The organism is Mesorhizobium sp. B4-1-4, from assembly GCF_006439395.2.
Taxonomy (GTDB): domain Bacteria; phylum Pseudomonadota; class Alphaproteobacteria; order Rhizobiales; family Rhizobiaceae; genus Mesorhizobium.
The window spans coordinates 4539744-4552315 of sequence record NZ_CP083950.1; the positions used below are offsets into that span (position 1 = coordinate 4539744).

16 protein-coding genes and 1 pseudogene are annotated in these 12572 nt (G+C 63.4%); 7 read left to right on the forward strand and 10 right to left on the reverse strand.

Annotated elements, in window-relative coordinates; all coding sequences use genetic code 11:
* Positions 1 to 114 precede the first annotated feature (114 nt).
* A complete protein-coding gene (ybgC, locus tag FJW03_RS21820; RefSeq protein ID WP_140760959.1) occupies positions 115 to 594 on the reverse strand; it encodes a tol-pal system-associated acyl-CoA thioesterase in 480 nt (159 codons plus the stop codon).
* Between ybgC and FJW03_RS21825 the strand changes: the two genes are divergently transcribed.
* Positions 594 to 818, forward strand: a complete 225-nt coding sequence (locus FJW03_RS21825) for a hypothetical protein (RefSeq protein ID WP_181173143.1) — start codon at positions 594 to 596, stop codon at positions 816 to 818. The genes ybgC and FJW03_RS21825 overlap by 1 nt on opposite strands.
* Positions 819 to 985: 167 nt before the next feature.
* The gene (locus FJW03_RS21830) at positions 986 to 1498 is read left to right on the forward strand and encodes a dihydrofolate reductase family protein (protein WP_140760961.1); all 513 of its coding nucleotides are present in this window, start codon (positions 986 to 988) and stop codon (positions 1496 to 1498) included.
* 218 nt (positions 1499 to 1716) lie between these two features.
* On the opposite strand, the gene FJW03_RS21835 is transcribed toward FJW03_RS21830, so the two are convergent.
* The 6 genes from FJW03_RS21835 to FJW03_RS21860 form a co-directional block, all read right to left on the reverse strand.
* On the reverse strand, positions 1717 to 2613 hold the full coding sequence (locus FJW03_RS21835) for a metallophosphoesterase (RefSeq protein ID WP_140760963.1): 897 nt from the start codon (positions 2611 to 2613) through the stop codon (positions 1717 to 1719).
* Positions 2614 to 2741: 128 nt separating this feature from the next.
* Positions 2742 to 3779 carry a Holliday junction branch migration DNA helicase RuvB gene (gene ruvB, locus FJW03_RS21840; protein ID WP_140745854.1) on the reverse strand — a complete coding sequence of 346 codons (1038 nt, stop codon included), beginning with the start codon at positions 3777 to 3779 and terminating at the stop codon, positions 2742 to 2744.
* 43 nt (positions 3780 to 3822) lie between these two features.
* A complete protein-coding gene (gene ruvA / locus FJW03_RS21845) occupies positions 3823 to 4443 on the reverse strand; it encodes a Holliday junction branch migration protein RuvA (RefSeq protein ID WP_140608312.1) in 621 nt (206 codons plus the stop codon).
* 13 nt (positions 4444 to 4456) lie between these two features.
* Entirely contained in the window at positions 4457 to 4969 is a 513-nt protein-coding gene (gene ruvC, locus FJW03_RS21850) for a crossover junction endodeoxyribonuclease RuvC (RefSeq protein ID WP_140760965.1), read from the reverse strand.
* A gap of 96 nt (positions 4970 to 5065) precedes the next feature.
* Entirely contained in the window at positions 5066 to 5599 is a 534-nt protein-coding gene (locus tag FJW03_RS21855) for a DUF1465 family protein (RefSeq protein ID WP_140694876.1), read from the reverse strand.
* 381 nt (positions 5600 to 5980) lie between these two features.
* A complete protein-coding gene (locus FJW03_RS21860) occupies positions 5981 to 6361 on the reverse strand; it encodes a hypothetical protein (RefSeq protein WP_140608318.1) in 381 nt (126 codons plus the stop codon).
* 320 nt (positions 6362 to 6681) lie between these two features.
* Here FJW03_RS21860 and FJW03_RS21865 point away from each other — a divergent pair, with 320 nt between their 5' ends.
* Positions 6682 to 7233 carry a DUF2269 family protein gene (locus FJW03_RS21865; protein ID WP_140760967.1) on the forward strand — a complete coding sequence of 184 codons (552 nt, stop codon included), beginning with the start codon at positions 6682 to 6684 and terminating at the stop codon, positions 7231 to 7233.
* A gap of 14 nt (positions 7234 to 7247) precedes the next feature.
* Here FJW03_RS21865 and FJW03_RS21870 read toward each other — a convergent pair whose 3' ends face one another.
* From FJW03_RS21870 to FJW03_RS21880, 3 genes and pseudogenes are all read right to left on the reverse strand, one after another.
* Entirely contained in the window at positions 7248 to 8018 is a 771-nt protein-coding gene (locus FJW03_RS21870) for a sulfite exporter TauE/SafE family protein (protein WP_140608322.1), read from the reverse strand.
* A gap of 126 nt (positions 8019 to 8144) precedes the next feature.
* Positions 8145 to 8873 carry a class I SAM-dependent methyltransferase gene (locus tag FJW03_RS21875; protein WP_140760969.1) on the reverse strand — a complete coding sequence of 243 codons (729 nt, stop codon included), beginning with the start codon at positions 8871 to 8873 and terminating at the stop codon, positions 8145 to 8147.
* Between the two features lie 67 nt (positions 8874 to 8940).
* Positions 8941 to 9087: pseudogene (locus FJW03_RS21880) on the reverse strand (Lrp/AsnC family transcriptional regulator); the annotation flags it as partial.
* 184 nt (positions 9088 to 9271) lie between these two features.
* Here FJW03_RS21880 and FJW03_RS21885 point away from each other — a divergent pair.
* The 4 genes from FJW03_RS21885 to FJW03_RS21900 all read left to right on the forward strand — a co-directional run bounded on the left by FJW03_RS21885 (position 9272) and on the right by FJW03_RS21900 (position 12540).
* The gene (locus tag FJW03_RS21885; RefSeq protein ID WP_140760971.1) at positions 9272 to 9919 is read left to right on the forward strand and encodes a thiamine phosphate synthase; all 648 of its coding nucleotides are present in this window, start codon (positions 9272 to 9274) and stop codon (positions 9917 to 9919) included.
* A 1-nt stretch (position 9920) separates the two neighbouring features.
* Complete coding sequence (locus FJW03_RS21890; protein ID WP_140608326.1) at positions 9921 to 10961, forward strand: tetratricopeptide repeat protein; 1041 nt, start codon at positions 9921 to 9923, stop codon at positions 10959 to 10961.
* Positions 10962 to 11086: 125 nt separating this feature from the next.
* On the forward strand, positions 11087 to 11653 hold the full coding sequence (gene efp, locus FJW03_RS21895; RefSeq protein WP_019861758.1) for an elongation factor P: 567 nt from the start codon (positions 11087 to 11089) through the stop codon (positions 11651 to 11653).
* 86 nt (positions 11654 to 11739) lie between these two features.
* Positions 11740 to 12540: an inositol monophosphatase family protein gene (locus tag FJW03_RS21900; protein ID WP_140760974.1), complete on the forward strand. Its 801-nt coding sequence runs from the start codon at positions 11740 to 11742 to the stop codon at positions 12538 to 12540.
* Positions 12541 to 12572 lie beyond the last annotated feature (32 nt).

The following is a 12572-nucleotide window of genomic DNA, read 5'->3' on the forward strand; positions in this document are numbered from 1 at the left end:
TAGCGTCAATCTTCACCACTCTCTTCATGAACCGTTATGGTTAACGATGGGTTAGTATATAAGGCGCGGCGCATTGCCGCGCCCCAGGGGCAGTTGTCCGGCCTATCCGCCTGTTCAGCTGTCGGAAACCGCCTTGGGCATGAAGGCCGCGACCCATTCCCTGGGAAAGCGCCTCGGGCGGCCGTTCTCGCCGATGATCGCCGCCTCGACCTTGGCCTCGACCAGCACCTCGTCGCCGCGTTTGAGTTGCTGCGCCATGAAGATGCGCGCGCCGGAAATGGCCTCCGTGCGGGTGTCGATGGTCAGAATGTCGTCGATGCGGGCAGGGATGCGGAAATCGATCTCCATGCGGCGCACCACCCACACGATCTTCTCGCCATGCTTGCCGTCGGCAAGTTCCGTGTGATGCACGCCGGTGAGCCTGAGATAATCGGAGCGGCCACGCTCGAGGAATTCGAGATAGCGTGCGTGGTAGACGACACCGGAGAAATCGGTGTCGGCGTAATAGACCCGCGCCAGCAGCCGGTGGCCGAATGCCGTCAGCGCACCGGAAAGGCCGGCCAGCAGCGCCACCGATTCACCATGATCGCCCATTGCGCTTCCTTTTTCAGTCGCGGCAAGGCACCTGCTCCGCGCGCGACATGGCATCGGATTGCACTGTTGAGGGCGATGATCAAGACTTTGATACCGCACTGCTCGTGGATACCGCACTGCTCGTGCTGCTGGCCTTGGCCTCGCCGAGCCACGCGGCGACCCTCTCGATGAAGCGCGGCCTCAATCTCGACCTGTGGGTTCCCTGGCCCGGCGAGGGCCAGTGAGGCGACGCCAGTTCGATTCCGTGCTTGGCATCAGCAACCTCTAATTATATCTTCAATCCAGGCAACACATTCGTTCAAGGCTGACGTCTTGACGTGATGGCACGAGGCTCTCGGATCGACCTGTCGCGATAGTTCGGAGCCGTCGTGTTCAAGAAGAGGTGCCCGTCATGACTGTAACGCTGTGGATGGCCGTCTCGCTTAACGGGATGGCCGCGCGCGAGGATCAATCAGAAGACTTCCTGTCGAAGACTGATTGGGAGATGTTTCTCGAGCTCGCTGGCGCCTGTGATGGCATCATTTGGGGCCGCGTAACACACCAGCTTTTCGAACAATCCGTACGCCGTCAGTTTGCGGAACTGCCATTGGTGGTCGTGACGCGGGATAGCATGTTCGCCACCCAGCCGGGTTCGATCCGCGCATCGTCGCCGCAGGAAGCGGTTGCATTTCTCATGCGATCCGGGTCGAACAGAATTTTGCTCGCTGGTGGTTCGCAGCCTAACGCCGCATTCGCTCAGGAGGGGCTAATCGACGAAGTGATCTTGGCAATCGAACCTGTCGTCATTGCGAAAGGGATTCCGATGGTAGCGCCGAACGCATCGGATCTTCGTTTGAGTCTCTTGGGAGTAGACGACAGGCGTAGTCCAACGCTGCGCCTGCACTACCGTGTCTTAAAAAGCTAATTCGATATCGTCCGTTTCATCTTGCCAAGCACGAATGGCCTTATGACTGGGGAAGTCTCATCGATAGGAGTTGAGGGAGCGATCAGCGTCTGACAGGCGCCAGTCTAAAACGCGTCGGTGCGAACGGATTCATGCGACGCGCGTTAGATTCTTTGTTTTTATGCATGTCGTTTTCCCAAAACCGGAGGTCACTTTTGGGCGACATGCATTAAGGAACGTCAACCGAGATCGATCTGCAGGATTTCCGGCCGCACGCCGAACCGGACCGGTAATATGCTGAAGCCGAGTCCGCCCGAGACGATCAGGTTGCGGTCGTTCTCGACGACATGGCCGTAGGCATAGCGGTTGCCGAAATCTGACGGCACGACAGGCGAATAGCCGAACAGCCGCACCTGCCCGCCATGGGTATGACCCGACAGGGTCAGCGAAACCCGCCAGGGAACGGTCGGAAAAATATCCGGCTCGTGGGCGAGAAGGATGATCGGAGAACTATCCGCGACCTTGGCCAGCGTGCCGTCGAGATCGTCGAGCCCCTTGAACCCGTCGCCCTTCTTGGCGGGCAGCAGCGCCAGTTGATCGGCGAGACCCGCGATCCAGACGCCAAGTCCGTCCTTCTCCAGGCGCACGACATCGTTCTCGAGCACCGGGATGCCGACCTTCTCCAAGGCCTTGCGCGCGATCGTCGGGCCGGCCCCGGCGCGCTGCGCGAAGCCATCGCTCCACCAGTCGTGATTGCCAAGGATCGACAGCACGCCGAGCGGCGCCTTGAGACCCGACAGCGCTGACGCCCATTGCGAGGGCGTCACCGGTCCCGTCACCAGCGGCATGCCGGCGATGTAGTCGCCAAGCAGCACGATCAGATCCGGCTGCAATGCATTCGCATCGCCGACGAGCGAGGCAATTCGTTCCTGCGTCATCCAGGGTCGGCAGGCATGGATGTCAGCGAGCGCGACGATCCGCAGCTTCAGCCCCGCCGGCCAGTGCGGCGGCATCAGCGCATAGCGCTTCACATGTGTCAGCAGCATCGGCTCGATGCCGACCGCATAAGCGCCGAGCGCGGCCGCGGTCAGGAACGACCCACCGATTAAGCGCAGAAACCCGCGTCTGGTTATCATTCTAAGGCCCCGGCACCTGGATTGAAGCGAGATAATCCAAGATTGCGCCGGCAAATCGACGAGGACGCGTAGATTTTGCGCAGGAACGTTCACGGATGCTTGATCCCGGCCTGAAAACCCGCCGGAGCCTATTCTTCCTGGAACAGGTTGATCTGCTGCTGCGCCAGGTCCTTCGGCGCGTCGAGACCGAGATGCCGCCAGGCATTGGCCGTCAGCATGCGTCCGCGCGGCGTGCGCTGGATGAAGCCCTGCTGGATAAGATAAGGCTCGATGATGTCTTCGATGGCGTCGCGCGGCTCGGACAGGCCGGCGGCGATCGTCTCGATGCCGACCGGTCCGCCGCCGAAATTGCGCGCGATCATGGACAGATACCGGCGGTCGAGCGCGTCGAGGCCGAGCGCGTCGACCTCGAGCCGTGTCAGCGCCTCGTCGGCGATCAGGCGGTCGACATGGCCATCGCCGGCCACCGAAGCGAAATCGCGCACGCGGCGTAGCAGCCGGCCGGCGATGCGTGGCGTGCCGCGCGCCCGCCGCGCGATTTCAAGCGCGCCGTCGTCGCCGAGCGGCATCTGGAGGATGCGGGCGCCGCGCCGCACGATCTGCTCCAGTTCCTCAACCGTATAAAAATTGAGCCGCACCGGAATGCCAAAACGGTCGCGCAGCGGATTGGTGAGCAGGCCAAGCCGCGTGGTGGCGGCGACCAGGGTGAAGCGCGCAAGGTCGATCTTGACCGAACGCGCTGCCGGTCCTTCGCCAATGATCAGGTCAAGCTGGAAATCCTCCATCGCCGGATAGAGAATTTCCTCCACCGCCGGGTTCAGCCGATGGATTTCGTCAATGAACAGCACATCGCCTTCTTCGAGGTTGGTGAGCAGTGCCGCGAGATCGCCGGCCTTGGCGATGACCGGTCCTGACGTGGAGCGGAAATTGACGCCGAGTTCGCGCGCCATGATCTGCGCCAGCGTCGTCTTGCCGAGACCCGGCGGCCCCACGAACAACACATGGTCGAGCGCCTCCTTGCGGCCCTTGGCGGCCTCGATGAACACTTTGAGGTTGGCCCGCACCGCGGCCTGCCCGACAAAGTCGTCGAGCGTCTGCGGGCGCAGCGTCTGGTCGGCATCCTCGCCGCGTTTTTCCGGAGCGATCAGGCGGGGGGTAAGGCTCATCCGGCCTTCCTTGCACAGGGTAGCGCTCCGGACAAGCGACCGCTCACCGCGCCAGTTCCTTCAGCCCGAAGCGGATCAGCTTGGATGCGTCCGCACCCTCGCCCGCCGTCTTCAGTGCCGCCGATACCGCATTGGCTGCGATGTCACGAGAATAGCCGAGATTGACCAGCGCGGAGACCGCGTCGGTGATCGGCGCTGGCGCCACGCCTTCGCCGAGTTCCTGCTTCAGGCCGATCGTGCCCGAGGCGGCACCTGTAAAAGCGGGCGTCTTGGTCTTTAACTCGGTGACGATGCGTTCCGCCACCTTCTTGCCGACGCCGGGCGCGCGACTGACCATGGCGATGTCGCGCAGGGCGATCGCATTGGCGAGATCGGCAGGTGTCAGCGTCGAGAGAATGGCAAGCGCCACCTTGGCGCCAACGCCCTGCACATTGTTCATCAGGAGCCGGAACCACTCGCGCTCCAGCGCCGACTGGAAACCGTAAAGCCGGATCATGTCTTCTCGCACATAGGTCTCGATGAACAGCACCACGGCTTCGCCGGGCGGAGGCAGCGTGGCCAGCGTGCGCGCCGAACAATAGGCGACATAGCCGACCCCATGCACGTCGACGAGGCAGTGGTCCTCATCGATCTCGTCGAGCGTGCCCTTGAGCTTGCCGATCATTGGCCATGGCCTCTCATGATGCCAATGCCGCCATCCGATAGGCAACGCTTTGCCGGTGATGCGCATGGCAGATGGCGATGGCCAGCGCGTCGGCAGCATGTTCGGTATCGAAGATAGCCTTCGGCAGCAGCACTTTCACCATCATATGGATCTGCTTCTTGTCGCCATGGCCGACGCCGATGACAGCCTTCTTCACCGCATTGGGCGCATATTCGGCGACGACAAGGCCGGCCCGTGCCGGCACCAGCATGGCGATGCCGCGCGCCTGGCCGAGCTTAAGCGTCGCTACCGCATCCTTGTTGACGAAGGTTTGTTCGACTGCCGCCTCGTGCGGCATGGCCTGGTGCAGGATCTCGGCAAGCCCGTCATGCAGCTGGCAGAGCCGCGTCGCCAGCGCCGCCTTGTCTTCGGAGCGCACGGTGCCGGACGCGACGAAGCGCAACGAATTGCCGAGGCTCTCGACGATGCCCCAGCCGGTGCGCCTGAGCCCCGGATCGATACCGATGATGCGAATCGCGTCCCACATCCGACCAATCTACCCCTTGGGCGGACAGCGATGCCAGCGAAATGTGAACAAACCGGAAACGGCAACCAAAGTGTAGAGACTGTTTCCGGAGATGTATCAGTTGCGCGCGAAGGCGGTGTTGAGCAGGCTGATCTGGTCCGAAACCGGATTGGGCCGGCGAGCCATTGGCTGCATGTCGATCACGGCGCCCGCGCCGTAGATTTCATCATCCATGCGGCGCACCAGCGCCTGCAGGCGCAGCGACCGGTTGACGAGGTCGAGGAAATCCTTGGGCAATTCGGCCCAGCCGGCTGCTTCGTCGTGGGCGGAAGCCGTGTCGAGGCGCACCTTGGACTTTTCCGAAGCGACCTGGTCGCGGGTCATCTCACCGGAATTGGCCGCGCGCTGCAAAAGCAGCCACGAGGCAACCTGCATCAGCCTCGTGGTCAGCCGCATCGATTCGGCCGCGTAGAGCGTAGCAGCCAGCCTCGACAGTTTCTTGGCCTCGACGCGACCCTTGCCGTCGAGATATTCCGCCGCCTGTTCGACCAGCCCCATGCCTTCCTGGTAGAGCGGTTTGAAGGAGTGCGAAAAAACCCGGCGCTCCGCCAGCTTCACGGTTTTCGCGCTGCCCTTCGAAGGCTCGTTCATTGATACGCCCCTGCACTTGCAACCGGCCGATACGGCTCACTGCCGATACACCCGGGACCCTATATGACTGAAGCTTGAAAATGCGCTTCACCGGGGGTGAAGGCAAGCACATGTTTAACAGAAGGTTAACAGTGATCGACCGCGCTGGGTGCCGCCGGACGGCGGACAAAAAAAGAGCCGCGGATAAGGCGGCTCTCAGGAGTTTAACAGGGAGGCGTCAAACAAAGTGGCTCCAACCACTCGGTAAGAATCCAGATCACTGGATGCTCATAGTAAACGCCTGTAAAGCTTAATGAACCTTTAACGGCACTGATGTTTTTTGAGCGAATGCCTGGTTCCTGTGCCGTAACAGCACAATTCCAAGGCTCCGCCAGGCACCGGTCAGGCCTTCTTCCAGACCACCGGCAAGGCGATGAAGGCAAACAGCAGCATGCCCGCATAGAAGCCGATCGAGGCGATTCCCAGCAGCGGCTCGATTCCCGGATTTCCGGCAAGCAGGATGTAAAGGCCGATCATCAGCCCGATGCCACTGATCGCTGTCAGCCAGAAATGGACGATGGCGATCGTCTTTTGCCCGGCTGCCGGAAACAGATGATAGAAGAACGCGAAGACCGCCGACATCAGCCAGCCGGCCACCATCACATGGGCGTGGGTCGGCATCTGGCCATGGTCCTCGCTGATCGCCATGTGGATGCCAAGCGCCATGCCGCACAGCGCATAGATGACGGCCAGCGTGAAGAAATTCCGTGCTACCCCTTGCATTTAGTCCCCCGAATTGCCTTTTCCCGAGCTGGGAATGAGTTGATGGTCAGGCGACTTCTGTCGCCACCGGGCTGCCGGCATCGGCGCATTAGCATCGGCAATGTTTCTGGACGATGTCGCGCCTACCCCTCCCGATACTTCTCACAATAACAGAAAGCCGGGCGGCATGTTCGCCCTATCGGCGCTTCTTGCGTTGCCGAAGCTGAAACAGAGCCGGTTTTTTCACGACATCGTTCCGAAACAGGCGCGGCGCTAAACGCTTGGCCATCGGGGCGGCGGACGGCGCCCGTTACCATTGCATTTGCACCGGGGAGAAAAACATGGACTGGTATTCCATCGTCAAATTGCTGCACATTGTTTCGGCGACCCTGTGGGTCGGGGGCGGCTTCACGCTGATGGTGCTGGCGACGCTGGCGGATCGGGCGGGAAACATCCAGGGAACGCTGCAGGCGATGCGCGCCACGGGCGAGTTGGGCAACCGCTTCTTCGCGCCGATGTCGATGCTGACGCTGGCCTTCGGATTGACCATGTGCGGGTTCTGGGTCGGCTTCTCCGAATTGTGGGTCCTGATCGGTCTTGCCGGCTACGCCACGACTTTCTGCATCGGCATGTTCGTCTTCAAGCCGACCGCCGACCGCATGGCCGCGATGATCGCCAGAGATGGCGTCACGCCGGCAGCACTTGCCCATGGCCAGCGCATCCTGCGCGCCGCCCGCTTCGACTATGCGGTGATGCTGGTCATCATCGCCGACATGGTGCTGAAGCCGACCTTGCACGATGTCGCCATCCTGGCGGCTATGGTGCTGGTCCTTGCCGGAGGTGCCGCGCTGGCGCTTGGCTGGCCGCGGCGCATGGTGCCAAGCGCCGCCTGATAGCCGCGGGACGTCTAAAGCAGGCCGGCGATCCCGTCCCACAAAAGCTTCAAAGCCACGACCGCCACCGTCGCGTAGGTGAAGGGATAGAAGATCTCCGGCCGCATGCGCCGCACCAGCCAGGCACCGGCGATGGTCGACAGCGGCGCCAGCGGCATCAGGACGGCCGACGCCGTCAGATTGGCGGTATCGAACTGGCCGAGCGCGAAATAGGGGATAAGCTTCAGCGCATTGGTGGCGGCAAAGAAGATCGCGGCCGTGCCCGACAGGACCTTGGGGTCGAGCCGGATCGGCAAGGCATAGACCTGGAAGGGCGGGCCGCCGACATGGGCGACGAAACTGGTGAAGCCGGCGACCGTCCCCCATAGAGCGGCGGCCACCCGGTTGGGTTCGGCCGCATGATCGGCACCATGGCGAAACTGCAAATAGAGCCAGCGCAGCACGAAGATGATGGCGACGCCGCCGACGATCAGCCGCACCGCCTCCTCGGTGACAAGTGCCGCCGTCAGCCAGCCGAGGCCGATGCCGATGACGGCGCCCGGCATCATGTCGACCAGCATCTTGCGGTCATAGACGCCCCACCATGTCCAGACCGAGACGATGTCCATCAGGCACAGGATCGGCAGCAGGATCGCTGCCGCCTGCACCGGCGGCATGGTCAGCGCCATCAAGGGCACGCCGACGAAACCGACAGCGCCGCCGAAGCCGCCCTTGGACAGGCCGACCAGAATGACCGCCGGAATGGCGGCCGCGTAGAACCACGGATCGAGAAGCAGGCCTGACATGGGAGGGACTGGTCTGGAGGGAAGGCGCGTCAACGCCTGAATAGCCGAGAATTTTGAGCCGGGCGACCGCAAATGCAAGTAGCGGCGCGCGCCGGACCGGTGACCCGCCTTATGCTTCCGACTGTCCTATCGGCGAGCCGACACCAGCAGGAACATCGGCCGCTCCAGCTCTTCCATCAACTCCGGCCTTGCCGCGATCTGCGCGTCCGTCGGGCGGAATTCCTCGACATGCGCGATCGTGAATCCGGCCCGGATCAGCGTGTTGAGCGTGGTACCGATGGTGCGATGATGTTTCACGACGCCCTTGGCCAGCCAGTCAGTCTCGCGAGGGCCTTCGACCAGATACCGGTCAACAGGCCACGTCTTGCGGCCTTCGGCATCGATCGACCAACCGGGATTGGTCGGAGCCATGAAGATCGGGTGTTCGGTCGAAAAGACGAAATGGCCGCCGGGCGACAGGGCCCGATGCACCGTGCCGAACAGGCGTGCAACGTCCTCGACATAGTGCAGGGCAAGCGAGCTGTAGGCCAGATCGAAGCCGTCTTGCGGCAGGCTGAGCTGGTCGAGGTCGGCCCTCGCATAGGTGATGCCGACATCCGGGCCGGCCACCCTCGCCCGGGCCAGCATCTTTTCCGACAGGTCCAGCCCCAGGACCTCCTTGGCTCCATGCTCGTGCGCCCAGCGACAGAACCAGCCGAAGCCGCAGCCGAGGTCGACGACCCGCAGGCCGCCGACGTCAGGTAGCATCGCGCGCAGCGCCGGCCATTCCGCCGCGCCGTCCAGGCCTTCGACCGACCGGCCAAGCTGGCTGTAGCCCGCGAAGAAATCCGGCTGGTCGTAGATATTCTGCGCCATGTCTCCCTCGTTCTTCAGACAATCATCTGATGGACCTGTCGCCCATTTCCACCACGGCCGTGCGGAGTCAAGACCGCGAGGCCGATGCCGCCTCAAGCGGCGGCCGCCGCCGGATCGGCTGCGCCTTGATGATGGCGGTGCTGGTCTCCTCGTCGGCGATACGATCGAAAATGCCGTCGAGGTCGCCGATCGAGCGCGCGAACAGCCGCGCGACCCTGAGGGGCTTCGAAACCGTCCACCTCGATCCCGGGGGCCGGCCAAGTAAGGCGCTACGCCGGCTGCCCGGCGGACCAAAGATCGCGATCCTGACTGTCCGCCTGTTCAAAGCGGGCAGTTTGCTCTATGCCGCAATCCAACCATCTTCGCCCGGCATAGGCGAAACCCGGGATCGAAGAACCATGAACGACGCAACGCCCCCAAATCGCTGCCGCATCGTGCTGATCGCGCCGCCCGGCGTGCCGGCCGACCGCATCGCCACGGCATTCGACGGCGGCGACGTCGCCTCGCTGATCCTGCCCGAAAATGGCATGGACGAAGCCTCCTTCCAGGCTTTCGCCGAACGGATCGTGCCGGCGGCACAGGCCGCGGGCGTGGCCGTAATCATCGCCGGCGATACCCGCATCGCCGGCCGTGTCCAGGCCGACGGCATCCATGTCGAGGTCTCCAAGGCCGAGCTTGCCGAGACGATCGGCCATTTCCAGGCGAAGATGATGGTCGGCGCCGGCGGCGCCAAGACGCGCGACGACGCGCTCGAGCTCGGCGAAGCCAGGCCCGACTACATCTTCTTCGGCCGCTTCGGCTACGACAACAAGCCGGAGCCGCATCCGCGCAACCTGTCACTGGGCGAGTGGTGGGCGCAAATGATCCAGATCCCCTGCATCGTCATGGCCGGGTCCGACCTTGCGTCGGTCGCGACCGTGGCCGCCACCGGCGCCGAGTTCGTCGCGTTGTCGACCGCGGTGTTCGCCGACGGCGTCGATCCGAAAGCGGCGATCGCCGAAGCCAATGCGCTGCTCGACGAAACCGCGCCGCGCTTCGAGGATTAATGTGGCCCAGGCAAGGCTTTCCCTTCAGGCCCTGCTTGCGGCGGTCATGATCCAGGCCGCCGCCGCCGAAACGATTCCCTTGCCGCAGCCCAAGCCCGATACCGGCGTGCACACCGACAAGCCGATCGAAAAGCAGCTGCCGCAGCCCGCCACCACGGCGGAGCCCGCACCGCTGCCCTCGGCCGACAGCATCAATCCCGACCGTTTCGGGGCGAAGCCCGCGGACGCGGCCTATGGCGCTTTCCAGCGCGGGCTCTACAAGACCGCTTACAATCTGGCGCTGACGCGGGCGCAGAACGGCGATCCGGCGGCACAGACGCTGGTGGCCGAGATCCTGTCGCGGGGCCTGGGTGTCCCGCTGAACGCGGCCGAAGCCGCGAAATGGTATGCGCGCGCCGCCGAGCAGGGCGTGCCGGAATCGCAGTTCCAATATGCGCTGATGCTGCTCGACGGCCGCTACGTTAAGAAGGACACGAAGGAGGCCTATGCACTGATGCAGGCGGCCGCCGAAGCCGGCAACCAGCTGGCGCAGTTCAATTTTGCGCAGATGCTGGTGCAGCAGGATCCCGGCGATGCTGGCTTGACCAAGGCGGTCTCCTATTATGAACGCGCCGCCGCGACCGGCCTCGCCGATGCCCAATATGCCATGTCCCAGGTCTATGCCAACGGCGTCGGCGGCAAGCCGCACGACGACGCCCAGGCAAGGCGCCTGCTGGCGCAGGCCGCGCGGCAGAACTACGATACCGCGCAGATCGATCTCGCCGCCTGGATGATCGAGGGCCGCGGCGGCCCGCGCGACCTGAAGTCTGCCTTCGGCTGGACCAAGCAGGCCGCCGAGGGCGGCAATGTCGCCGCCCAGAACCGCCTGGCGAAACTCTACATGCAAGGCATCGGCACCGATCCTGATCTGGTGCTGGCCGGCGCCTGGTACATCGTCGCCCGCCGCGCCGGCCTCATCGATTCCGAGATGGACGATTTCCTGCAAGGCTTGGACGACGACCAGACCAAGCAGGCGCTGCAGAAGGCAAATCGCCTGCCCTGACGGCCCGTGCACCGCACGGCGCCGCTCCCTGCCCGCTCGCTCCCTTGCCTCTTCGGGTGTTTTGTGGTCTTGGGAGCCCGAAATCGCTTTTCCCAGCGACCATCTCATTCCCGGATCATCCCACCATGGCCAAGATCAATGGCAACGAAATCCGTCCTGGCTACGTCATCGAGCACGATGGCGGACTCTGGGTGGCGGTCAGGACCAACACCGTCAAGCCCGGCAAGGGCGGCGCCTACAACCAAGTCGAGCTGAAGAACCTCATCAACGGCACCAAGCTCAACGAGCGCTTCCGCTCAGCCGAGACGGTCGAGCAGATCCGGCTTGATCTCAAGGATTTTTCCTTCCTCTACGAGCAGGACGACGCGCTGGTGTTCATGGACACCCAAAGCTACGAACAGCTCGAGCTGAACAAGGATTTCGTCGGCGACCGCGCCGCGTTCCTGCAGGACGGCATGATGGTGACGGTGCAGCTCTACGAGGAGAGGCCGATCGGCATTTCGCTTCCCGACTATGTAACGCTGACCATCACCGAGGCCGATCCCGTGGTGAAGGGCCAGACGGCGGCATCCTCCTACAAGCCAGCGGTGCTGGAAAACGGCATCCGCGTTCTGGTGCCGCCCTTCATCGGCGCCGGCGAACGCATCATCGTCGACACCAACGAAATCACTTACGTGCGCCGCGCCGACTGATGCATGTCGCCCAAAAGTGGCCCCGGTTTTGGGTCACCGACATGCATCAGGACAAAGTTTAAAGCGCGGCATCAGGAAGAAACTCTATGGCACGCTCAGCCCTACTCAACGTCATGGTCCAGGCCGCAATGAAGGCCGGCCGCTCGCTGTCGCGCGACTTCGGCGAGGTCCAGAACCTGCAGGTCTCGATGAAGGGTCCGGGCGACTATGTCAGCCAGGCCGACCGCAAGGCCGAGGACATCGTTTTCGCCGAATTGTCGAAGGCGCGCCCGGGCTACAGCTTTCTGATGGAAGAGCGCGGCACGGTCGCCGGCGAAGACAGCCAGCACCGCTGGATCGTCGATCCGCTCGACGGCACCACCAATTTCCTGCACGGCATTCCGCTTTTCGCCGTCTCGATCGCGCTGGAACGCCAGGGCCAGATCGTTGCCGGCGTCATCTACAATCCGGCCATGGACGAGCTCTATACGACCGAACGCGGCGGCGGCGCGTTCCTGAATGACCGCCGCCTGCGCGTCGCCGGCCGCGCCAAGCTGGTCGACACCGTCATCGGCTGCGGCGTGCCGCATCTGGGGCGCGGCCAACACGGCAATTTCCTGATTGAATTGCGCCACGTCATGGCCGAGGTCTCCGGTGTCAGGCGCCTTGGTTCGGCCTCGCTCGATCTCGCCTATGTCGCCGCCGGCCGCATGGACGGCTTCTGGGAAACCGGCCTGTCGGCCTGGGATATCGCCGCCGGCCTGCTGCTGATCCGCGAGGCGGGCGGCTTCGTCTCCGACATGGAGGGCGGGCAGGACATGCTGGACAACGGTTCGGTCGTCGCCGGCAACGAGATCATCCAGCGCGCGCTGCTGAAGACAGTGAAAAAGCCGCTGCCGCCGCGTTGAAGCGCCGCAGTCGCAAAACCGCAAACAAAGCT